Annotated in this window: 20 protein-coding genes; 17 read left to right on the forward strand and 3 right to left on the reverse strand. The window is 46.9% G+C overall.

Annotated features, from left to right (window positions below):
* The first annotated feature begins 36 nt into the window (after positions 1 to 36).
* The 4 genes from purH to ilvA all read left to right on the forward strand — a co-directional run bounded on the left by purH (position 37) and on the right by ilvA (position 5,877).
* The gene (gene purH / locus PODO_RS03265; protein ID WP_038568665.1) at positions 37 to 1,584 is read left to right on the forward strand and encodes a bifunctional phosphoribosylaminoimidazolecarboxamide formyltransferase/IMP cyclohydrolase; all 1,548 of its coding nucleotides are present in this window, start codon (positions 37 to 39) and stop codon (positions 1,582 to 1,584) included.
* 23 nt (positions 1,585 to 1,607) lie between these two features.
* Positions 1,608 to 2,873, forward strand: coding sequence for a phosphoribosylamine--glycine ligase (gene purD, locus PODO_RS03270; protein WP_038568667.1), 1,266 nt, complete (start codon positions 1,608 to 1,610; stop codon positions 2,871 to 2,873).
* Between the two features lie 287 nt (positions 2,874 to 3,160).
* Complete coding sequence (locus PODO_RS03275) at positions 3,161 to 4,456, forward strand: SEC-C metal-binding domain-containing protein (protein WP_038568669.1); 1,296 nt, start codon at positions 3,161 to 3,163, stop codon at positions 4,454 to 4,456.
* 158 nt (positions 4,457 to 4,614) lie between these two features.
* On the forward strand, positions 4,615 to 5,877 hold the full coding sequence (ilvA, locus tag PODO_RS03280; protein WP_036680889.1) for a threonine ammonia-lyase IlvA: 1,263 nt from the start codon (positions 4,615 to 4,617) through the stop codon (positions 5,875 to 5,877).
* 87 nt (positions 5,878 to 5,964) lie between these two features.
* Here the strand turns inward: ilvA and PODO_RS29825 are convergent, their stop codons facing one another.
* Both PODO_RS29825 and PODO_RS03290 read right to left on the reverse strand, forming a co-directional pair.
* On the reverse strand, positions 5,965 to 6,903 hold the full coding sequence (locus PODO_RS29825) for a hypothetical protein (RefSeq protein WP_052096760.1): 939 nt from the start codon (positions 6,901 to 6,903) through the stop codon (positions 5,965 to 5,967).
* Positions 6,904 to 6,953: 50 nt separating this feature from the next.
* The gene (locus tag PODO_RS03290; RefSeq protein ID WP_038568671.1) at positions 6,954 to 7,616 is read right to left on the reverse strand and encodes a DUF1129 family protein; all 663 of its coding nucleotides are present in this window, start codon (positions 7,614 to 7,616) and stop codon (positions 6,954 to 6,956) included.
* A gap of 183 nt (positions 7,617 to 7,799) precedes the next feature.
* Between PODO_RS03290 and PODO_RS03295 the strand changes: the two genes are divergently transcribed.
* The 9 genes from PODO_RS03295 (at position 7,800) to corA (ending at position 16,801) form a co-directional block, all read left to right on the forward strand.
* Positions 7,800 to 8,000, forward strand: a complete 201-nt coding sequence (locus PODO_RS03295) for a hypothetical protein (RefSeq protein ID WP_036680885.1) — start codon at positions 7,800 to 7,802, stop codon at positions 7,998 to 8,000.
* A gap of 817 nt (positions 8,001 to 8,817) precedes the next feature.
* Positions 8,818 to 9,648, forward strand: coding sequence for an alpha/beta hydrolase family protein (locus tag PODO_RS03310; RefSeq protein WP_036686864.1), 831 nt, complete (start codon positions 8,818 to 8,820; stop codon positions 9,646 to 9,648).
* A gap of 85 nt (positions 9,649 to 9,733) precedes the next feature.
* On the forward strand, positions 9,734 to 10,510 hold the full coding sequence (locus PODO_RS03315) for a DODA-type extradiol aromatic ring-opening family dioxygenase (RefSeq protein ID WP_038568677.1): 777 nt from the start codon (positions 9,734 to 9,736) through the stop codon (positions 10,508 to 10,510).
* 203 nt (positions 10,511 to 10,713) lie between these two features.
* Entirely contained in the window at positions 10,714 to 11,811 is a 1,098-nt protein-coding gene (locus PODO_RS03320; RefSeq protein ID WP_036686869.1) for a DUF3048 domain-containing protein, read from the forward strand.
* Positions 11,812 to 12,013: 202 nt separating this feature from the next.
* Entirely contained in the window at positions 12,014 to 12,631 is a 618-nt protein-coding gene (locus tag PODO_RS03325) for a DUF47 domain-containing protein (RefSeq protein ID WP_036686871.1), read from the forward strand.
* Positions 12,632 to 12,644: 13 nt separating this feature from the next.
* A complete protein-coding gene (locus PODO_RS03330) occupies positions 12,645 to 13,637 on the forward strand; it encodes an inorganic phosphate transporter (protein WP_036686873.1) in 993 nt (330 codons plus the stop codon).
* A gap of 104 nt (positions 13,638 to 13,741) precedes the next feature.
* Complete coding sequence (locus PODO_RS03335; RefSeq protein WP_038568680.1) at positions 13,742 to 14,035, forward strand: hypothetical protein; 294 nt, start codon at positions 13,742 to 13,744, stop codon at positions 14,033 to 14,035.
* A complete protein-coding gene (locus PODO_RS03340) occupies positions 13,999 to 14,610 on the forward strand; it encodes a hypothetical protein (protein ID WP_155288076.1) in 612 nt (203 codons plus the stop codon). The genes PODO_RS03335 and PODO_RS03340 overlap by 37 nt, the downstream gene beginning before the upstream one ends.
* Before the next feature lie 1,231 nt (positions 14,611 to 15,841).
* Positions 15,842 to 16,801: a magnesium/cobalt transporter CorA gene (gene corA, locus PODO_RS03345; protein WP_038568684.1), complete on the forward strand. Its 960-nt coding sequence runs from the start codon at positions 15,842 to 15,844 to the stop codon at positions 16,799 to 16,801.
* A gap of 82 nt (positions 16,802 to 16,883) precedes the next feature.
* On the opposite strand, the gene PODO_RS03350 is transcribed toward corA, so the two are convergent.
* On the reverse strand, positions 16,884 to 17,444 hold the full coding sequence (locus tag PODO_RS03350) for a hypothetical protein (protein ID WP_038568686.1): 561 nt from the start codon (positions 17,442 to 17,444) through the stop codon (positions 16,884 to 16,886).
* Positions 17,445 to 17,873: 429 nt separating this feature from the next.
* Between PODO_RS03350 and PODO_RS03355 the strand changes: the two genes are divergently transcribed.
* The 4 genes from PODO_RS03355 to rlmD all read left to right on the forward strand — a co-directional run bounded on the left by PODO_RS03355 (position 17,874) and on the right by rlmD (position 21,672).
* Positions 17,874 to 18,164, forward strand: a complete 291-nt coding sequence (locus PODO_RS03355; protein WP_019913624.1) for a YerC/YecD family TrpR-related protein — start codon at positions 17,874 to 17,876, stop codon at positions 18,162 to 18,164.
* Positions 18,165 to 18,167: 3 nt separating this feature from the next.
* Positions 18,168 to 18,938: a sirohydrochlorin chelatase gene (locus PODO_RS03360; RefSeq protein ID WP_036680721.1), complete on the forward strand. Its 771-nt coding sequence runs from the start codon at positions 18,168 to 18,170 to the stop codon at positions 18,936 to 18,938.
* 230 nt (positions 18,939 to 19,168) lie between these two features.
* The gene (locus PODO_RS03365) at positions 19,169 to 20,059 is read left to right on the forward strand and encodes a diacylglycerol kinase (protein WP_036680719.1); all 891 of its coding nucleotides are present in this window, start codon (positions 19,169 to 19,171) and stop codon (positions 20,057 to 20,059) included.
* Between the two features lie 65 nt (positions 20,060 to 20,124).
* Positions 20,125 to 21,672 (forward strand): 23S rRNA (uracil(1939)-C(5))-methyltransferase RlmD, encoded by a 1,548-nt coding sequence (gene rlmD / locus PODO_RS03370; RefSeq protein WP_038568689.1) that lies wholly within the window; start codon positions 20,125 to 20,127, stop codon positions 21,670 to 21,672.
* The last annotated feature ends 166 nt before the right edge of the window (positions 21,673 to 21,838 follow it).

Below are 21,838 nucleotides of genomic sequence, written 5' to 3' on the forward strand. Positions count from 1 at the left end.
AAATCGCACGTACAACCCGAAGGAGGACTATTCAAAGTGAGTATCAAAAGAGCGCTAGTTAGCGTATCGGATAAACAAGGTATCGTGGATTTTTGCCGCGAGTTGTCTGCATTAGGCGTAGAGATTATTTCCACAGGTGGAACAAGCACGCTTTTGGCTAAGGAAGGTGTTCCAGTCATCGGTATTTCCGATGTTACAGGATTCCCGGAAATCATGGATGGACGTGTCAAAACCTTGCACCCGGCTGTACACAGCGGATTGCTAGCGGTTCGTGACAATGAGGAACACACGCGTCAAATGAAAGAGCTTGGTCTGGACTACATTGATCTGGTAGTAGTAAATCTGTATCCGTTCGCGGAAACCATTGCTAAACCGGATGTATCGTATGAAGAAGCCATCGAGAATATCGATATCGGCGGACCGACGATGCTGCGTTCTGCGGCGAAGAACCATGCTTTTGTAAGTGTAGTGGTAGATGCTAACGACTATGCTACAGTGCTTGAAGAGGTTCGCGCAGATGGAGATACAACGCTGGAAACACGCAAACGTCTTGCGGCAAAAGTGTTCCGTCATACGGCGGCTTACGATGCCTTAATTTCCGATTATTTGGCTAATGTTACTGGCGAACCGCTTCCTGAGCGCTACACCGTGACTTATGAGAAAATTCAGGATCTGCGCTACGGCGAGAATCCGCATCAAAAAGCAGCTTTCTATCGCAAGCCTTTGGCTGCGGGGGATACTCTTACAGCAGCTGAGCAATTGCATGGCAAAGAATTATCCTACAACAATATCAACGATGCTAACGCAGCGCTGCAAATCGTGAAAGAATTTGAAGAACCTGCTGTCGTAGCCATTAAACATATGAATCCTTGTGGTGTAGGTGTCGGTGAAAGTGTATACGAAGCTTATCAAAAAGCTTACAACGCAGACCCAACCTCTATCTTTGGGGGTATCGTGGCAGCTAACCGGATTATCGATGCAGACACTGCTACTCTGCTGAAAGAGATTTTCCTCGAAATCGTATTGGCGCCAGGCTTTACGGAAGAAGCACTGGAAATCCTTACAAAGAAAAAGAACCTGCGTCTGCTCAAAATCGGCAATCTCAGCACGGCTAGCGCGCGTAAGAGCAGCTTCGTAGTTACCTCTATTGATGGAGGAATGGTTGTACAGGAGAGCGATGTGCATTCTGTGAACCCGGATGATCTACAAGTTGTTACGGACCGTAAGCCAACCGAAGAAGAATTGAAACAGCTGTTGTTCGGCTGGAAGGTAGTTAAGCATGTGAAATCTAATGCGATTGTATTAGCTGCGGATGATATGACAGTTGGCGTAGGTGCAGGGCAAATGAACCGCGTTGGCGCAGCTAAAATTGCGATTGAACAAGCTGGCGAGAAGTCCAAAGGATCAGTCCTTGCCTCTGACGCCTTCTTCCCAATGGGAGATACGCTTGAAATGGCAGCCAAAGCAGGCATTACCGCAGTTATTCAGCCAGGCGGCTCCATTAAAGACGAAGAATCGATCAAGGTCGCGAATGAGTATGGAATTGCTATGGTCTTCACAGGCGTCCGTCATTTCAAACACTAGAACGCTGGGAGGATTTTATTCTAATGGATATTTTAGTGGTTGGCGGCGGCGGCCGGGAGCATGCGATTATTTGGAGCCTGTCCCAAAGCCCCAAGGTTGGTAAAATCTATTGCGCACCCGGTAACGCCGGGATTGCGCAGCTAGCAGAATGTGTGCCTATCGGTGTGTTTGAGTTCGACCGTCTGACGGCTTTTGCAAAAGAGAAGGAAGTAGGTCTTGTTGTAATCGGACCGGATGATCCGTTAGCAGGGGGCATTGTGGATGCTTTTGAAGCACAGGCTATTCCTGTGTTTGGTCCGCGCAAGAATGCAGCTGAGATCGAAGGCAGCAAAACCTTTATGAAGGATCTTTTGCACAAATATAATATTCCGACAGCAGCCTATGAAAAATTTGATGGCTATGAAGCTGCACTGGCTTACTTACGCGAGCAACCGCTGCCGATCGTAATCAAGGCAGATGGGCTTGCCGCAGGAAAAGGCGTGACCGTTGCCTATTCACGGGAAGAGGCAGAGCAGGCACTAGCTGATATTATGGTAACCAAAGTGTTTGGTGAAGCTGGCGCTCAGGTTGTCATTGAAGAGTTCCTAGCGGGTCAAGAAATGTCGATTTTGGCTTTTGTTGATGGAGAGACAGTTCGTCCGATGGCTGCCGCTCAGGATCATAAGCCTGCTTACGATGGAGATAAAGGTCCTAATACCGGTGGAATGGGCACCTATTCGCCTCTACCGCATATCGACGAGGCGATTATCCAAGAAGCGATTGAGACCATCATTAAGCCAACAGCTAAGGCTATGGTAGCTGAAGGCCGTTCATTTAGCGGCGTTTTGTTCGCAGGGCTGATGATTTCTCCAGAAGGTAAACCAAAGACCATTGAATTTAATGCCCGGTTTGGGGATCCGGAGACACAGGTCGTGCTGCCTAGATTGAAGAGCGACTTGTTAGAAATCTTTTTGGCAGTAACCGAGGGCAAACTTGCGGATATCGACATTGAATGGAGCGATGAAGCAGCGGTGTGCGTGGTTCTCGCTTCTGGAGGATATCCAGGCTCTTATCCTAAAGGAGTGCCGATTGAAGGGCTTGAGGACAGCCAAGGAGGGCTGATCTTTCATGCCGGTACAGCACGGGGGGCAGCTGGCAGCTGGGTAACGAACGGCGGACGGGTCTTAGGCGTGGTAGGTCTGGGTGCTACGATTGCCGAAGCTCGTTCAGCGGCCTATGCTAGGGCTGAAGGAATCTCTTTTTCCGGGAAACAGAATCGCAGCGACATCGCTATGAAGGCTCTGGTATAAGGATAAAGCACTGTATCTAGCAATTTTTTGCGCTTTAAGTCCTAAAAAAGGACTGACAAGTGATAGAAGAAGTGCTATAATACTACACGTACGGGGGAAAATGTGCGGATATATACAGATAAGGGCCTTTCCGATCATGGGAAGGCCCTTTTAAATCGGAGTCCTTCAGACTTTGTGCAGTAACCTTATAAAGGATGCCTCGTGCCTGAAAATGTTGATACTTATAGTGCATACTAGCGATACGCTTATGGCGAATGGCTACTCACAGATTTAAGGGGGAATTCGTTTTGAGTAAGATTGGAAGAAATGATATGTGTCCTTGCGGAAGCGGGAAAAAATATAAGAAATGCTGCCTAGGGAAAGAAACTTCTGCAGTGGAATCCATCATGCGACTGGTAACAACGGAAGAATCCGCTGCTACTGTGGCTGTGGCCGACAAACCAGAAGCGGCAGCCATTTCTGAAGCTAAACTTACCCTAACTACGCTCAAAAAAAAGGTGTCACGTGATCTGAAATGGGAGCATCCAGCACATGAACAATTGGCTATGCACCTTATTGAGACCATGAGAGACAGCTATGACCGGGAGCTAATCTGGGAAGGTCTGGTTTTATGGAATGGTTATTCCCGTCACATCAAGCCTGCAGTGAAGAAAATGGGCTCCTTCTGCGCGGCTATCGAATTTATCTTGTCTGAGGAATATGGTTTCCTTCAAACTCAAGCTGATCTAGCGATCAAACATGAGGTTACTGCACCTACCATCTCCAGAAAAGTTAAAGAGATGCTTAATTATATCGAACAGTATGGCATGGGCGGGGCAGAGGAAGAATTACTTTTGCTCAACGTTTCAGGCACTCCGAAGGATCAGGAACAGGCTTTGCTGCAAAAAGCAATGGAAACTAAAGCATCCAATCGTCGGATCCAGCTAGCAGAAGCAGCATTGGAAGTTTATCCGGACAGTCCGGACGCCTATCTCATTTTGGCTGAGGAAGCCGAGAATGAAGCAGATGCCCGTGCTTATCTGAAAGCAGGGATGGAAGCGGGTGCGCGTGAGCTTGGAGAAGCCTTTTTCATTGAGAACAAAGGACATTTCTGGGGTCTTTACGAGACGCGTTCGTACATTCGAATCTGCAAAAGCTACGCTGACTCCTGCTGGTTTAGCGGAAATGCAGAAGAAGCACAAAAGACGTTGGAGCACATTCTAGAATTGAACCCAGAAGATAACACAGGTGCGCGTTACCTTCTAACGGCAACGTACCTTTACACTAATAAGCTTAAGAAGACCGAGAAGGTACTGGAGAAGTTCGGCAAGGATGCAGCAGCAACAGTAGCATATGACCGTATGGTTTTAGAATATAAGAAGAACGGAATTACTTCCCAGCTCAAAATGCTCTACCGCGTGGCGAAGAATGTGAACAAGCATGTGCCGGATTATCTGTTAGGTATCAAAAGATTGCCGCATAACCTGCCTGATTTTGTAGGCGTGGGTGACGCTAACGAGGCTATCGAATATGTTATTGTACATTCACGTTTGTGGACAAGCTTACCAGACCTGGTGAAGTGGATGCTGAAGCAACAGGATTAGTAGGTTTCATAGCGTAGAGACAGCAAATATTAGTAAGAGACTATAGGGTTCCTTTAGTCTCTTTTTCTTTATCACTGATTAGGATGCTTGAAAAAATGTCCTCGGGAGAGTATGTTACAAGAAGTAGAATAACAGATAGATAGTGAGGCGAGAGGGTTATGAGAGAAGAGGAAGACCGAATCGTAGGAATGGAAGATATTGTGCGGGCTCATCACGTACTGCGTGAAGTCATAATCCGGACACCTCTACAACGTGATGCTGTATTATCAGCCAAGTATGATTGTGATGTGTATTTGAAGCGCGAGGATTTGCAGATTGTACGTTCTTTTAAAATCCGCGGAGCTTATAATATGATTCGTAGTTTGTCAGCAGAAGATAGAGCGAAAGGGATTGTCTGTGCGAGTGCGGGCAACCATGCACAAGGCGTAGCCTATTCCTGTAAGGCGCTTGGAATTAAAGGCAAGGTCTATATGCCAAGCACTACGCCTAACCAGAAGGTTAAGCAGGTGCGGCGGTTTGGCGGTGAGTTTGTTGAGGTCATTCTAAAGGGGGATACCTTTGATGACGCTTATGATGAAGCACTGCAAGCTTGTATAGATCATGGGATGACGCTGATCCACCCCTTTGATGAGCCACGAATCATTGCGGGCAACGGCACCATTGCAATGGAAGTGATGGAGAGTCTGGATAACCCTGCAGATTTTATGTTCGTAACCATTGGTGGAGGCGGCCTAGCAGCGGGTATAGCCACCTATGTGAAGACAGTTAGTCCTTCTACCAAGTTGATTGGTGTGGAGCCACTCGGAGCCGCTTCTATGACGGAAGCGATCAAGCTTGGAGAAGTGGTGACTCTTAATGAAATTAATAAATTCGTGGACGGAGCGGCTGTAAAACGTGTTGGCGGCCTGACATATGATATTTGCTCCCGACATCTGGATGACATCGTGATGGTGCCTGAAGGTAAAGCTTGTACCACGATTCTGGAACTATATAACGAGAATGCCATAGTGGTTGAGCCAGCAGGTTCGTTGCCTATCGCAGCGCTTGATCAATATCGTGATCAAATCCGCGGCAAAACAGTTGTCTGTATCATAAGCGGTGGGAACAACGATATTGACCGGATGCAGGAGATCAAGGAGCGTTCATTGATTTACGAAGGCTTAAAACACTATTTCATGGTGAACTTCCCGCAACGGGCAGGCGCGCTGCGTGAGTTCTTGGGTGAAATCCTTGGACCTCACGATGATATTACCCGTTTCGAGTATATTAAGAAGCATGATAAAGAAAATGGTCCCGCGCTTGTTGGCATTGAATTATTGTCAACGGATGCCTACGAACCTCTCATCGAACGGATGCAGCAGAAGGGCGTCGATTATGTAGAGATCAATAAGGATTCTAATCTCTTTAACATCCTTATTTAATGCTCGCATCCACTTCATAATCTCGTTAACGAATATAAAAAAGCCCGTCCCTATTCATTTCAGGGACGGGCTTTTGTGATTTCTTTATTAGAGAGGTAACGAAGTTTTACGATACTGCTCGACCTCATCGGTCAATTTGTAGCTATTGTCTTTCATTAATTTCATGAAGCTATCCAGCTTTTGTAGAAATGGGCTGCTGTCATTATTTTTGGTCAGAATACTGGAGTAAGCCTTTTGCGCCTCCAAATCCATTTCCAGATTGTCATAATGGAAGAGAGGAGTGTTATTCTGGCCGTAAAACGTATTATTCACATACATAGTGTACAAGGCTTTTACAGCAGAAATTCGGTTTGACTTCGGATGATTTTGAATGAATTGCTCTTGAGATAAAGCTCTGGCTGCAACCTCAGTCCAGGCGATAACTAGCCCGTTGTCCTTGGAAGAGGGCAGGTCCGATTCGGTGGCCATAATGGTAATATAAGCGCTGATATCATTGGTAACGTATAGCTTGTACTTGCGGTAAGCCCCATAATCGATCACCGGGAAAAAAGTACCCTCTGCTGTCTCCAGCTTATATCCGTTTTCGCTGGCACTTTTCAGCAGTGTACGCAGCTGGAGATCATCAGTAATAGCGGCAAGAGACGACATGCTGGCGCCTGCTTTATAAATGGCGGTGAGCTTCCGCTGGACAGTGCTGGTACTGAATTTACTTTCCCAGGCTTGCAGCGCAGCTTTATGCAGATTCTCAAGCTTCAGGGTCATCATTGTTGCACGATATGACCCTACCGCATACATATTGGAGTTCAAATATTTTATGGCTTCGGGTAACTTGTCAGAGGTAGATAACAGCGGTAATGCAGCTTTATAGACAGCCTCTGCATGATTATTACTAGCTGCTTGAGGAATTGCCTTAGCGCCTTCCCCAGGAGGGCTGGTAGCACCTTCGGCGTGAATAGCACTGGGTACTATGCCTAGCCCTAAGGCTATAGCTAGAACGGAGTAGAGAATATAATGTTTCTTAATCATGGAAGTTTCCCCCTATCTATCGGATGGAATAAAGTTTTCAGCCTAGATATTTATTTTTTGAAAAATATAAATTTCAGTCCCAACCCCCCAATGATGCACAGAATTAAGCTTACCCACGGGGATATTGTAATGACCGGAAATAATCGATCGAGGAACATGCCGATAAATACAGCAGCTACTGCGATGCCAATATAGATTCCAAGGCTTTTTATATCAAAAGGCTTGGCACTTGGTGCATCGCTTTCCGACAAGGAAGACATCCATTTCATAATCAGTTCAATTAAGATAATGGAGCCTACTCCCACAGCGAGCAGGGTGAAAAGGCTGATCTGTCCGAATTTTCCAGGTGAATCGTCAGTCCATTGGAAGAAGAGTCCACCGATTGCCAATATCCCAAAAAGACAGGTCAGAGCTGCGCAGGGAATCATCAAGTAATAGTTCCATTTACTGCGCACCGGGCGCCCGGGAACACTGTCTATGATTTCTTTAAAATAATCGTGCGGATTCTCGCCGAATACTTGCTTGGCATTTTTCCCTTTACGTTGTTCCTTCAACAGCAGCTTGGCCGCATCCAGCAAAAGTTCTTCTCCGCGCAGGGTGTCAATTCGACTGGCCCGCATTGCAAGGATCATATCTTCTAAATAGGAGCGATTGAAGGGCGTCAACTGCTCACGCAGGGCGTTATTTTCCTTAATCATATCTTTCACTTTCATAATTTGGATGTAAACCTCCAGTGTTGTTAATCGGTATAGTCTTTAACCTAGAGTATACGTTTGCATGACAGGTCTACGCAAGGACAACCATTTCTATGGCGATATGCATAATCCTTTTAGAAGAGTGAACACTGATAATGTTGTTGCTTGATCAATATAGCATTGGGAAAGGTTGGGAGCTTTATGGAACATGAGAACAAGAAAGAACAGGGAAGATCCATGGGCAACGGTTTCGAGCCTACGCCCAATAATTCAATGGGGGATTGGGGCGGCTCCGATGGATTCAGCATGTGGGATTCCGCAGAAGATGCTCCCGAGGGCTTGCTTAAGGATTGGGAAGGCAGCCATGAAACCCATGAGATGTTTAACGACAGCTACGATTGATTAACAACCCTGGCCATTCATCTTGAAAAAACAACAGAGCAGCGATCCTCCGATACTGGGGATCGCTGCTCTTTGTTTTTTGGTGGGGTTCTCAAACCCAAACCCAAACCCAAACCCAAACCCAAACCCAAACCTCAAGCCCCCCAGACCCCCGGTTGTCGTAGCATCCACCATCTATCGGACTCAGATGACCTTATTAGCCAAATTATCACCTTTTCAGCACAGTTTCGGACTCCAGTGACGCTATTGCTCGAAAAGAAGCTCGTATTTGCTGTTTTACAGGGTGATAGCGACTATGGGGTCCGATAGAATTCAAAAAGTGTGCTAAATCTGCGAATAGGGTCTTCTGAGTCCGCTGGAGCTACTGAGTCCGCTGGAGCTGCTGAGCCGAAGGAGCCGTCGAGTCCGAAGGAGCCGCTGAGTCCAATGAAGCTATTTAGTCCGAAGGAGCTGCTGAGTCCAATGAAGCTATTTAGTCCGAAGGAGCTGCTGAATCCGATGAAGCTACTGTGTTTGAAGGAGCAGGTGAGTCCGATAGAGCTACTGAATCCGATAGAGCTGCTGAATCCCGCACGATTGGCGGTTCCAATCGACTCGAGGTGGGCGCCCCAGAGTCATGTTCATATCTACAGGACGCCCTGTTTGTCGTGCAGACTCTAATGCCCAATACTCCCCGCAGATTATTAAGAATTGTCCCTTGCTGTTGACAATATGAACGAAATCTTTATAATTAGATTATAATTCATACTAAGTTAATCGGAATTCTAATAAATTAAAATGAATTAAATTATTAATATAATTATAGGAGGATGCGGCAATGGAACGGAATATTGTAATCCGGCATAACGGAGAAGAATTGACTGCGAGCATACATTACCCGAACAAAGAGAAGGGAACCTCTTCGCGTTGCAAGGATAGACTGCCATTAGCCGTGATCTGTCACGGATTTGTGGGGAATCGGATTGGTGTAGACCGGATTTTTGTGAAGGCGGCTCGTGAGCTGGCACAAGAGGGATATATGGTTATTCGTTTTGATTATGCGGGCTGCGGCGAGAGCAGCGGGAATTATGGCGGTGAAGACATGGAATCGATGATCGCTCAGACTAGAGCAGTGCTGGATTACGGAATTAGCTCTGCTGATGTGGACCCACAGCGGGTGACGCTGATTGGCCATAGCCTCGGTGGCGCGGTGGCGCTGCTGACAAGTATTCGCGATCGCCGCGTGAAGAATCTCGTGTTATGGGCCTCTGTGGGTTATCCTTTCAATGATATTGTGAAAATTGTAGGGCGGGAGGCGTATGATCGCGCTGTGAAGAATGGATCAGCCGATTATGTGGGCTACTCGTTTACGCCGGTATATTTTAATTCTTTGGCGGCATTTCAGCCCTTTCAAGAAGCGAGCAAATTTAGCGGCGATGTACTCGTTATCCATGGCACCTCTGATGATGTCATTCCGGTGGATTACGCTTTTCTTTACCAGAAACTGTTCTGGACACGTCCCGAAGGACGTTGCGATAAAGAGATCATTTTTCAAGGGGATCACACCTTTTCTTCTGGACCGGCACAGCAGCAGCTGCTTAAGCGGACTATAGAATGGATGAATGAACAAGAGCATCTGCAGACAGAGTGGCAGAATTGGATGATTTAGGAGAAGGTTTTTATTCGCATTAACTTGCAATAAGCGGTAAAATAAAGATGCACACCATATACTGGGTTATGGAGGTTGGCATCCTATGAAATTACCGTCATTTTTTATTGCGCACGGTTCTCCGCTCCTCGCACTGGAGGATAACGAGTATACCCGTTTTCTGGAGCGGCTTGGTCAAGAACTTGAAGCGCCACGCGGTATAGTAGTTTTCTCAGCGCACTGGGATAGCCCTGAACAGCTACTTACCGTTGATGAACTGCACGAGACACAGCATGACTTCTACGGATTCCCTGAAGAAGTTTACACGCTGACCTATCCGGCCCCGGGCGATCCGGCCCTAACAAGACGGATTTCTGAGCTCTTCAAGGATAACAATCTTTCACATCAGCCCGTTCTGGGGCGAGGACTCGATCATGGAGTCTGGGTGATACTGAAAAAAATGTTCCCGAACGCCGACATTCCGGTAGTTGCTTTATCCGTCGATTCCCTGCGCTCTCCCAAGGAGCAATACAATATCGGGCGGATGTTAGCGCCGCTTCGTGACGAAGGCATACTGCTGATTGGAAGCGGTGGACTTGTTCACAATTTGCGGATGCTAAGTGAAAGTGAGCAGCCTGAGGATTGGGCACTTGAATTCGATGCCTGGATTGCCAAGGGACTAGAAGCCTGGGATTTGCCTTCACTTTTTGCGTATGAGAAAAAAGCTCCACATGTACGCGATGCGGTTCCTTCTTATGGAAGAGAGCATTTTGCACCTCTCTTTTACGCGATGGGAACAGCGGATGGCAGCAGGAAGGCAGAGCGTATTTTTCAGGCTTATCAGTATGGGACATTAAGTCTGAATTGCTGGAAGCTAGACTAACTGAATGAATAAGAGACCCGCAGGGTGCAGCCGCAATGGCTGTACCCTTTTTTTAATATAAGAATTTATCTATTCCATGCTATAAAATTTCCTTATGCTTGCTATGAAAAAGGGAGTAGGTAATCAAGACAAATGGGACTGACTGTGATTAAATGGAAGGAATCAGTGAGTTTCATAAAACGTTTAGGAGGAACTACAAGCTTATGAAAGTAAATTGCTCTTCTTCCCGTCTGTTATCTGCCATTGTATTGACCACCCTATTGCTCTCCGCTTGCGGAACACAGAGTGCAAATAATGAGATCACCCCGACACAGCAGCCTACCGCAGAGCCCACGCCTATCGAAACGATTCAACCCTCACCTACTATTGATCCCGCTGCTGAGCTCGTATCCGGATTAACAGGTCTTCCAGTTTCTGAAGACAGTCTTCCACGTCCCTTAGCCGTAATGATAAATAATGCTCCTGCCGCCCGGCCGCAATCGGGGGTTAGTGAAGCAGATATTTTGTATGAGATTCTTGCCGAAGGTGGCATTACGCGTTTGATTGGTATTTTTCAGAGCCATACAGGTGTGGTGAAAATCGGACCGATTCGCAGCATCCGCCCCTATCTGCTTGATATTGGCGAGAGCTATGGTGGTGTGACGGTGCATGCCGGAGGGAGTCCGGCGGCTTATGCCATTTTGCAAAAAGAGAAAAAAGAAGATATGGACGAGATCGGCCGTGCCGGAGCTTATTTTTGGCGGGATAAAGCGCGAAAAGCACCACATAACCTGTACAGCAACGCAGCCAAACTGCGGGAAGGTGCCGAGAAGCTTGGGTTTGCGCAAAGTGTGAAGGTGCCCGGGTATCTTTTTAATAATCCAGATTACATACCGGCGGATGGAGAGAAAGCCGCTGAATTTAGCATAAACTATCTGCTCAAAAGTTATAAAGTTGACTATAAATATGATCCTAAACGTCAGACCTATCAGCGTTATGTGAATGACAAACCTCATTTGGATCTAAATAACGATAATCCGGTGGAAGCGGCCAATGTTATGGTTATAGGAGCGGATCATAAAGTGCTTGATGATGTCGGAAGACTTCAGATTGATGTGGAGCTTGGCGGGGAAGCGTTGCTTTTTCAGCGGGGACAGGTCACCCAAGGCAGATGGTCGCGTGAACCAGGGGATGTGATCCGCTTTGTGAGGGATGGAAAAGAAGAGCTGATGTATCCAGGAATTACCCATATTTTGGTGGTCCCTAATGCGCCTTCATTTAGCAGTCATGTGGTATATGGCGGGGCGGATGGTACAACATAAGAAAGTCGGAATATCCAGTGTTATACAGATTTGTGTTCGGAATAATGGGTATGTGTTAATAGAGTGTAAAAAAGTTCATTTCTATAGCTTCTATACCTTGTACGGATATGATAAGATAACAAGGGTTGTCATTCATTTTCATGCTTTTTACATATGAATGGCTCTGTATTCACGGTAATTTTATGTAAAGGGGTTTAAAACAATGAAGTTGAGAAAAAAGGACATATTCTTTGAGACGCTGGAAAATATGGCCGATACTATTGTCCAAGCTGCAGATTATTTTGCTCAGAATATCACTGATCTCCGGAATAATGTTGATAATTTCGCTGCAGAGATGAAAAAGTACGAATCCCAATGTGATACTTACACTCACACCGTTATCAAAGAATTGAACAAGACGTTTATTACGCCGCTTGAACGTGACGACATTATGGACTTGATCACAAGCATGGATGATGTCATCGATGGTCTGGAGGCATCCGCCTCACGTTTCTATATGTACAACCTTCTTGACCCGGATGAATACATTGTACAATTCGCCGAAATCCTTCGTCAGTGTGCTTATGAAATCCAAAAAGCGGTTCATTTGCTCTCCCAGAAGAAATTGTTGGCGATCCGTGAATATACAATCCGTCTGAATGACCTTGAGAATCAAGGGGACGAAGTGCTGCGTATTTGTACTAAGGTCCTGTTCGAAACTGTAAAAGACCCGATTGAGCTGATTAAACGCAAGGAACTGTATGAGCGGCTCGAGACCACTACAGACAAATGTGAAGATGTAGCCAACATGTTGGAATCGATCATCATGCGCAACTCATAAGGGGTACTAGAATATGGAAACATCTATATGGATTCTTGGAATTGTTATATTTCTCGCGCTTGCGTTTGACTTTATCAATGGATTCCATGATACGGCCAACGCAATTGCTACCTCTGTCTCGACACGTGCCTTAAAACCGCGAACAGCAATTATTATGGCAGCACTGATGAACTTTGTTGGGGCCTTGATGTTTACAGGTGTGGCCAAAAAAATCGGCGGAAGTATCACCGACCCGACCTTGCTTGAAAATGGGTTGGATATCATAATAGCCACGCTGATTGCTTCGATTATTTGGAATTTGATTACTTGGTGGCTCGGGATTCCATCCTCATCGTCTCATGCACTGATCGGCGCTTTAGCGGGTGCAGTATACGTGGGGGCAGGCTCAGCACACATCAATTGGGGCGGGTTTGTGGAAATTGTCGAAGGACTGATTTTCTCCCCAATCATTGCGTTTGTTATCGGTTATATTATCATGACCATCCTGAAATGGATCTTTGCTAAGCGTAGTCCACATACGGTCAACAAGGGCTTCCGCTCTATGCAAGTCCTTACGGCAGCGTTACAGTCGTTCACACATGGTACAAATGATGCGCAAAAAGCGATGGGGATCATTACTTTTGCACTCGTTACCTCAGGACGTCAAGAAACTATGGATGTTATCCCTTTGTGGGTTAAGATAGCTGCAGCTACGGCTATGGCGCTCGGTACCTCCATTGGCGGTTGGAAGATTATTAAGACTATGGGTACGAAGATTTTTAAAATCGAACCTATTAACGGTTTCGCGGCTGATATTTCCGCGGCATCTGTTATTTTCTCAGCAACGCTGCTGCATTTGCCAGTAAGCTCAACGCATGCGATCACATCAGCGATCCTTGGGGTTGGCTCTGCCAAACGTTTCTCTGCAGTGAAATGGGGAGTAGCCGGACGTATTGTGGTCACTTGGTTCATCACGATTCCAATCAGTGCGGTATTAGCAGGTCTGATTTTCAAAATCATTTTTTAAACACCCTTTAATAAAGATGTCAGTTAGCCATTGGGCTGCGGACATCTTTTTTTGTTGTGTGGACATGAGGAGAGTGAAGAATATACGGTATAAATCCCGTAGAAATGGCGGAAATCGGCGTTGGAGGGAGAATGTACGGTATAAATCCCGTAGAAATGACGGAGTTAGGCGTTGGAGGGAGAATGTACGGTATATATCCCGTAGAAATGGCGGAGTTTGGCGTTGGAGGGAGAATGTACGGTATAAATCCCGTAGAAATGATGGAGTTTGGCGATGGAGGGGGAATGTACGGTATAAATCCCGTAGAAATGACGAAGTCTGGAGTTGGAGGGGGAATGTACGGTATAAATCCCGTAGAAATATGGAGTTTGGTGATGGAGGGGGAATGTACGGTATAAATCCCGTAGAAATGACGGAGTTTGGCGTTGGAGGGGGAATGTACGGTATAAATCCCGCAGAAATGATGGAGTTTGGCGATGGAGGGGGAATGTACGGTATAAATCCCGTAGAAATGACGAAGTCTGGAGTTGGAGGGGGAATGTACGGTATAAATCCCGTAGAAGTGATGAAGTTTGGCGTCGGACGGGGAATGTACGGTATAAATCCCGTAGAAATGATGGAGTTTGGCGTCGGAGGGAGAATGTACGGTATAAATCCCGTAGAAATGACGGAGTTTGGCGTCGGAGGGAGAATGTACGGTATAAATCCCGTAGAAATGATGGAGTTTGGCGATGGAGGGGGAATGTACGGTATAACTCCCGTAGAAATGGCGGAGTTTGGCGATGGAGGGAGAATGTACGGTATAAATCCCGTAGAAATGATGGAGTTTGGCGATGGAGGGGGAATGTACGGTATAAATCCCGCTGAATTTACGAAATTCGAGGGTGGTGACAAAAAGAAGAGCATAACTGCCCTAGAATTGGAGACACTTCGTCGAAGAAGCAGAAAGAAAGGCATAAATGCCTTAGAATGACGGCACCTGACTTGTATGAAGGTGGACCAGCCTAACTAAACACATTTCAAGGGAACCCAACGCATCTTAATCCAGCCCATCGTAACGTAACCTTGCACAAACTAACTCAGCCCAGTCCAACTTACCTCATTTCAGCAGAATCCAGCGCACCGAAGTTCAGCCCTGCACAAAGTAACCTAGCCAAAGTTAACTCAGTATAGTCCCACGTAACACATTTCAAGGGAACCCAGCGCACCTTAATCCAGCCCATCGTAACGTAACCTTGCACAAGCTAACTCAGCCCAGTCCAAATTACCTTATTTCAGCAAAATCCAGCGCACCGAAGTCCAGCCCTGCGCAAAGTAACCTAGTACAAACTAACTCAGCCCAGTCCCGCGTAACACATTTCAACGGAACCCAGTGCACCTTAATCCAGTCCATCGTAAAGTAACCTAGATCCAACTAACTCAACGCAGCCCAACTTACCTCATTTCAGCAGAATCCAGCGCACCGAAGTCCAGCCCTGTACAAAGTAACCTAGCCAAAGTTAACTCAGCATAGTCCCACGTAACACATTTCAAGGAAACCCAGCGCACCTTAATCCAGTCCATCGCAAAGTAACCTAGTACAAACTAACTCAGCCCAATCCATCGTAACGCAACCTAGCTCAAATTAACTCAACATAGCCTAACCCAACCCAACCCAACCCAACCCAACCCAACCCAACCCAACCCAACCCTCTTCCTTTCTCCCTGCTTTTCTGCCGTCCATGAGCATCGCTATATTCACAGTATCCTGCCCGGAACTTTACATGTACGATGCAAGGATTGCATCCCAATCCCACAAATCACTACCAGCCCAAAGTAAAACATATGTTACTTACGTTAAATGAACGCTAGGCGATGGACTCAATCTTTTGCGAATTCAAGTCCAGCTTGCTTACGATCGAAGGGTTGTTTACCATCCCCAAAGGAGCACTTTTTCACCAACTAATTAGTAAAAATAGCGATAGTAATTCACAGCTATGAATTCATCTCACTCATAAACCCGATACCGACAGCGAGAATAAAGACAGCTCGCCCCTGCGCAACCAACCAAGCACAGATGAATCGAGCATTAACGAACGACGAAGCACCAAATGTTTCTTAGTCTAGCTTAAGAGGTGCTGCTGGTTATGTTTTTTGCTTTTTGGAAGACTTGTCTTCTTGCTGTACAATAGAGGCGTGGAAGAAGATGAAGCGGAGGAACATTTATGATACGTACACTTGTTGTCACACATAAAGGTGAGGTGCTGACAGAGATCCCTCTGCAAAATATCCGGCTGGAGGATTATGCTTGGATATGGGCAGATTTTGCTACGCCTACGCCAGAAGAGACGCTTTTGCTGGATCAATATTTTCATTTTCACCCCTTGGCGATAGAGGACTGTATGCATGTGTTGCAGCGGCCGAAGCTGGATCATTATGAGAATGTGCAGTTTTTTGTTCTGCATGCGTTAAATGAGCGGACGTTGGATGCTGAGGAGGTTGACCTATTTTTAAGCGCGAACTTTCTTGTCTCCTATCACCATCAGGAAAAAGCAGAGATGAATGAAGCGTGGGAACAAGTGAAAAGCGAAATACATAGTCGAAAAGGCTGGTCGGGTGGGCCGATGGCAGCTGCCTATACGGTGATGGACAAGCTGGTGGACAAGTATTTTCCATGTCTCTACAGTTTAGAGGACGAGCTTGCGGATCTAGAAAGTAGCGGCAGCAGTGAGTCGGTGGAGGAATTGATGAGCCAGGTGTTTGGCGTGCGCGGAAGACTCCTCAAAATGCGGCGGACGATTGTGCCAATGCGCGATTTGATGTACCGGATCGTGAATTCACAGCATGTCCAGAGCAACGGCGAGGAACGGATTTATTTTGGCGACATTTATGACCATCTGCTAAAGCTCTCGGATATGATTGAGGCTGATCGAGAAATGACCGCGGATTTGCGTGACAGCTACATTTCACTCAATTCCAACCGGATGAATTCGATTATGAAAACACTAACGGTAATCACGACCGTATTCATGCCGCTGACGCTTATCGCCGGGATCTACGGGATGAATTTTGTGAAGATGCCTGAACTAGAGTGGGAATATGGTTATTTTGGTGTGCTGCTGTTTATGCTGGTGGTTGGTTTTGGGATGTTCCGATGGTTTCGACGGAGTGGCTGGTTTAAGTAAAAATAGAGCAGAAGCGCCAACAGCAAATCTCTTTCCCGCGAGAATTGCTGTTTTTCTGGTGCATAGCTAGAAAACGTCACCGCTATTTGCGGCGACGTTTTCCGGTAGAAGAAGTAGAGCGCCGGCGAGTAGTTGTAGTAGATTTGCGACGGGGTGAGGTGGAACGCTTTTTTTTGCGGCGATTAGGACTGTACAGGGCGGCATCCTCTTCGGCGGCTAGTGCGCCTGCTGCGCCTTTGTTTTTACCGAAGCTACCCATGAACAGCTTAACCATTGGAGCCATCTGCTGGAAGCCGGACATCACCTTTTGTACTTTACCCATAGAGTTTACGATCCCGTCAATGCCGCCCATTCGATCGATGATGCCTTTGATTTGCTCCATATTCCCACCAATTCCGCCACCGCCGCCTAAGCCGCTGAGCAGTCCGGCAAGCCCGCCGCTTGCCTTTGTTGCAGCTTCAGCTGCAGGGAGCGCTAGCGCAGTTTCGGTGGCAGCTTCTGCTCCTAAAGCAGGAAGGATTCCGGTCTCACCTGGGAGAGCTGAGGGCGCATATGAGCTGAGGCCGGGGTAGGCAGAGGCATTATACGAATCGCTCAGTGAACGCTGATTCCGGCGGGAATGATTATAGTAATGATCAGGCATAATATCACATTCCTTTGTTAGTGGTCTGCTATACTGTATGTCATGGGCGAACATACGGTATAGACGAATGCCCGGGTAATAGGGATAGGAGCGGAAAAGGGCGTATGCCTATAAACAGGTTAAAGTAGTGAAGAAACCGTGTACGAGCTTGATTTTCGGCGCTTTTGTAGTACTATAGTGTAGGCGATAATTCTTATGTAGAGAAAAATACTTGTATTGGGGTACATAAGTGGTGTGCGCGTGGGGTGGACGTTTGTCCATCATTTTCGTTCTTTACAGCGTGAAATCGTTAATGCTTGAAAAATGCGCTCCAGTGCAATATAGTAAAGGCAGGATAGTGACATTAGGTTGATGTTTCCGGAGCTAGTTTTGTACGGAGCTTAATCAGAGAAACTAATGCTGATAGAACTTTTAGGGGATGAAAAATTGATGCAACTTAAGAAGTTAAATGATAAAAGTATAGACCAATTATTTGAAGCCATTTTAACATTGAAGAATATGGAAGAATGTTATGTTTTCTTTGATGACTTGTGCACCGTGAACGAGATTCAATCGCTGTCGCAACGACTGGAAGTAGCGCGTATGCTTGGCAAAGGTTCGACCTACAATCAGATCGAAGCAGAGACAGGAGCAAGTACAGCTACTATTTCCCGTGTAAAACGTTGCTTGAACTACGGAAATGATGGTTATAAATTAACGCTGGAACGTTTGGGACGCTAATTTATGGTACCGGGCGTACTTATTATCAGTCACGGCTCCCGCGACGAGGTTTGGGTGTCGATTGTGGAAGAGGCCGTAAGCGAATTATCGCTAGATGAAGAGATGCCAGTGGTGGTCTCTTTTTTAGAGCTGGTAGAGGGCCGTCTGATTCAAGATGGAATAAATGAACTGGAACATGCAGGGGTCACAGATATAATTGTGATCCCATTGTTCGTTTCCTCGGGAAGCACACATGTCGATGAAATAGAATATGCACTAGGGGCTAAACCTGCACCTGAACGTGAGACCGATTTAGAGCCGTTCCACGTGAAGGCTAAGGTTCACTATGGTTATCCTGTCGACGATGACCCGGACATCGCTGTGATGATCTGGGACAAGCTCCGTAAGCTGTCTACGGAACCTGAACGTGAGACGATTCTGTTGGTAGGTCACGGCAGCATTTATGATGGCTTCCGCCAGCGTTGGCAGCAGGGCATCTCTTCACTGGCAGGACGTGTACGTGAGGTGAGTGGCGTAGCGGCGGCCGATTACGGTCTGCTGAATCCGGACAGTGTAAGAAGCAAAGTGGAGTATTGGCAGGAGCAGGGTCACGAGGTATTGGTGGCGCCGCTTTTTTTGAGTGAAGGTTATTTCACTAAACATGTGGTTCCGAACAGACTTAAAGGGTTAACCTATAAGTATTCTGGCCAGACGCTTTTGCCGCACCCGCTTCTTCCGCATTGGATTGAGAGACAGGTAGAGACACTCCTCGAACAGATTCGAAAAAAGAGTTAAAAAGCTTCCTTTTTAGCCCACTTAATCATGAAAAATAGTGCCCATTTCCGTGGATAATACGGGATTTGCTGCATAGACATATATATAGTTGTTTTTGCCTAATAAGGTGTCGTGAATTGTTGTATAATGGAATATTTACGATAAATGTCCTCTGACATTGATTGTAGTGGTCCGAATTAGGTATAATCAATTAGGTTATTCTATTATAAAAAACAGGTGGCGTTCCGGTAATGAAAACTGCGAGATTGATTTATAATCCCACTTCTGGACGGGAAGAAATGAAGAAGCGGCTCGCCGACATTTTGGACCGGCTGGATACGGGTGGCATTGAAGCCTCCTGCCATGCAACGACCGGAGAAGGCGATGCTATGTTAGCTGCTGCGGATGCAGTAGAGCGCGGTTATGATCTAATCATAGCAGCCGGTGGGGATGGCACTTTAAATGAGGTTATCAATGGTATGGCGGAGAAACCTAATCTCCCCCCGCTTGGCGTATTGCCACTTGGGACTACCAATGATTTTGCACGTGCGATGGGGATCCCGAAGAATTGGGAAGATTCCGTTGATTTGATCCTTCGTCAAGAGTCGCGTCCGATTGATATCGGTAAAGCCAATGATCGTTATTTCATTAATATAGCAGGCGGTGGCAGTCTAACCGAACTGACCTATGAAGTTCCCAGTAAGCTGAAGACCATGATAGGGCAGCTTGCGTACTATTTAAAAGGTATTGAAAAAATGGTCAGCCTATCTCCTCAGGAACTAATCATTCGTGCCAATGGGCAGGAGGTTATTCATGATGAGTTCATGCTGTTCCTGATTGCAAATACGAATTCTGTCGGCGGCTTTGAAAAGCTTGCTCCCGGCGCTCGAATCGATGACGGTCTGTTAGATGTTATTGCGGTCAAAAAATGCAACCTGGCAGAGTTTGTCCGTTTGGTTAGATTGGCCCTTCGTGGCGAGCATTTGCAGGATAAAAAGGTTGTGTATTTCCGTACGGATGCAATGGATGTAATCTCTCCAGGGCATGTCCAATTGAACTTGGATGGAGAACTTGGCGGAGAGCTGCCGGGTCGTTTTCGGATTTTGCCGCAGCATCTGCGGATTTTTGCTCAGAATAATTAGGGTTGTTTGAAAGTAAGAGTGTGGGATTATACAGCGATGATAATGAAAGAAGTGAACTATAAATAATGAGTAAACACCGCAGTGGACGCAGCACCAGCCGCCCAGCCGGCAAGGCGCCTGTCGCCGGACTGCCTGTGAATAAAAATGATGAGGTTATGCTCGATATTATCGGCATGACCCATGAAGGTGAAGGGGTAGGCCGCGTAGAAGGCTTTACCCTTTTTGTGCAGGGAGCCCTTCCCGGAGAGAAAGTCCGGGCAAAGGTGCTCAAGACCAAAAAGCAGTATGGCTACGCCAAACTGCTGAATATAGTAGAAGCAAGCAGCGCCCGCATCGCGGCGCCTTGCGAGATCTATGACCAATGCGGCGGCTGCCAGCTGCAGCATATGGACTATACTGCTCAGCTGGCGTGGAAACGGCAGCTGGTGGTGGACAACCTGGAGCGGATTGGGAAGCTTCGGGTGAGTGGTGGCGGGGATAGCGGAAAGAGCAAAGAGAATGAAGCTGTTGAGAGTCAGACGGACAGTGCCAACTATGGCGGCATTGCAGATGGTACGACTGATGGCGCTGGAGTAGCTCATACAGATGGCATTCTTGTCCGCCCGACACTCGGCATGGACGAGCCTTGGCGTTACCGCAACAAGGCTCAGGTACCAATTGGTGTAACCGAAGGCGGTCTTGTAGGAGGCTTCTATGCACGCGGAAGTCACCGTATCATCGATATGGAAACCTGCTTAATCCAGCATGAGGATAATGATGACGTTGTGCGCAAGGTGAAAGACATCGGCAGAGAACTTGGCATCTCTGCTTATAGTGAAGAAACCGGTCGTGGCCTGCTGCGCCATGTCGTCGTGAAGAAAGCTTTCCGTACCGGTGAAATGATGGTTGTCCTCGTAACCAACGGCCGCGACATCCCACACCTGGACGCCTGGCTCGGCAGCATCCGCGAACAGCTGCCAGATGTAGTCAGCATCTGCCAGAACGTCAACACTCAGCGCACGAATGTCATCTTCGGTGGCGAAACCCGCGTCCTGTGGGGCAGAGACGTCATCTATGACTACATCGGCGATGTACAGTTCGCTATCTCAGCGCGTTCGTTCTATCAAGTGAACCCGGCACAGACTGAGGTGTTGTACGGTAAAACCGTTGAATATGCCGGACTGACTGGCAATGAAACGGTTATTGATGCCTATTGCGGGATCGGTACGATCTCCCTCTTTTTGGCGCAGCATGCGGCTAAGGTATACGGTGTCGAAATTGTACCGGAAGCTATTGAGGATGCCCGGGCGAATGCGAAGTTGAATGAGATGAAGAATGTAGTGTTCGAGGTTGGTGCCTCTGAAGATGTCATTCCGAATTGGAAAGAGCAAGGGATTACGGTGGATGTTATCGTGGTCGATCCACCGCGTAAGGGTTGCGATCCGCGGTTGTTAGAGACGATTCTGGCTATGAAGCCGGAGCGTGTGGTGTATGTGTCGTGTAATCCATCGACATTAGCAAGGGACTTGCGTGTGTTGGAGGATGGCGGGTACAAGACAGTGGAGGTAACTCCGGTGGATATGTTCCCGCATACGGTGCATGTGGAGTGCTGTGTGTCGCTTATTAAAAAGTAATATCTCTGAGCCACATTTACCTATATTAAAAGCCCAATCCTTTGTGAGAGGCCGCTGAAGAACTAGCAATTTTTCGGGGAGACCAAGAATCAAGCGAATAAAAAAGCGGTACCTGATCCGGATTTTTCGGAAGGTGCCGCTTTTTTCAAGGCGTTTTTTCCTTGTT

Origin of the sequence: Paenibacillus odorifer (assembly GCF_000758725.1) — a bacterium.
In the GTDB taxonomy this organism is placed as follows: Bacteria; Bacillota; Bacilli; order Paenibacillales; family Paenibacillaceae; genus Paenibacillus_AQ; species Paenibacillus_AQ odorifer.

Excerpts from the sequence above, each read along its gene's own strand:
- purD (WP_038568667.1), top strand. The coding sequence starts at position 1,608 with ATGGATATTTTAGTGGTTGGCGGCGGCGGCCGGGAGCATGCGATTATT.
- ilvA (WP_036680889.1), top strand. The coding sequence starts at position 4,615 with ATGAGAGAAGAGGAAGACCGAATCGTAGGAATGGAAGATATTGTGCGG.
- PODO_RS29825 (WP_052096760.1), bottom strand. The coding sequence starts at position 6,903 with ATGATTAAGAAACATTATATTCTCTACTCCGTTCTAGCTATAGCCTTA.
- PODO_RS03290 (WP_038568671.1), bottom strand. The coding sequence starts at position 7,616 with ATGAAAGTGAAAGATATGATTAAGGAAAATAACGCCCTGCGTGAGCAG.
- PODO_RS03295 (WP_036680885.1), top strand. The coding sequence starts at position 7,800 with ATGGAACATGAGAACAAGAAAGAACAGGGAAGATCCATGGGCAACGGT.
- PODO_RS03310 (WP_036686864.1), top strand. The coding sequence starts at position 8,818 with ATGGAACGGAATATTGTAATCCGGCATAACGGAGAAGAATTGACTGCG.
- PODO_RS03315 (WP_038568677.1), top strand. The coding sequence starts at position 9,734 with ATGAAATTACCGTCATTTTTTATTGCGCACGGTTCTCCGCTCCTCGCA.
- PODO_RS03320 (WP_036686869.1), top strand. The coding sequence starts at position 10,714 with ATGAAAGTAAATTGCTCTTCTTCCCGTCTGTTATCTGCCATTGTATTG.
- PODO_RS03325 (WP_036686871.1), top strand. The coding sequence starts at position 12,014 with ATGAAGTTGAGAAAAAAGGACATATTCTTTGAGACGCTGGAAAATATG.
- PODO_RS03330 (WP_036686873.1), top strand. The coding sequence starts at position 12,645 with ATGGAAACATCTATATGGATTCTTGGAATTGTTATATTTCTCGCGCTT.
- PODO_RS03335 (WP_038568680.1), top strand. The coding sequence starts at position 13,742 with ATGGCGGAAATCGGCGTTGGAGGGAGAATGTACGGTATAAATCCCGTA.
- PODO_RS03340 (WP_155288076.1), top strand. The coding sequence starts at position 13,999 with ATGGAGTTTGGTGATGGAGGGGGAATGTACGGTATAAATCCCGTAGAA.
- corA (WP_038568684.1), top strand. The coding sequence starts at position 15,842 with ATGATACGTACACTTGTTGTCACACATAAAGGTGAGGTGCTGACAGAG.
- PODO_RS03350 (WP_038568686.1), bottom strand. The coding sequence starts at position 17,444 with ATGCCTGATCATTACTATAATCATTCCCGCCGGAATCAGCGTTCACTG.
- PODO_RS03355 (WP_019913624.1), top strand. The coding sequence starts at position 17,874 with ATGCAACTTAAGAAGTTAAATGATAAAAGTATAGACCAATTATTTGAA.
- PODO_RS03360 (WP_036680721.1), top strand. The coding sequence starts at position 18,168 with ATGGTACCGGGCGTACTTATTATCAGTCACGGCTCCCGCGACGAGGTT.
- PODO_RS03365 (WP_036680719.1), top strand. The coding sequence starts at position 19,169 with ATGAAAACTGCGAGATTGATTTATAATCCCACTTCTGGACGGGAAGAA.
- rlmD (WP_038568689.1), top strand. The coding sequence starts at position 20,125 with ATGAGTAAACACCGCAGTGGACGCAGCACCAGCCGCCCAGCCGGCAAG.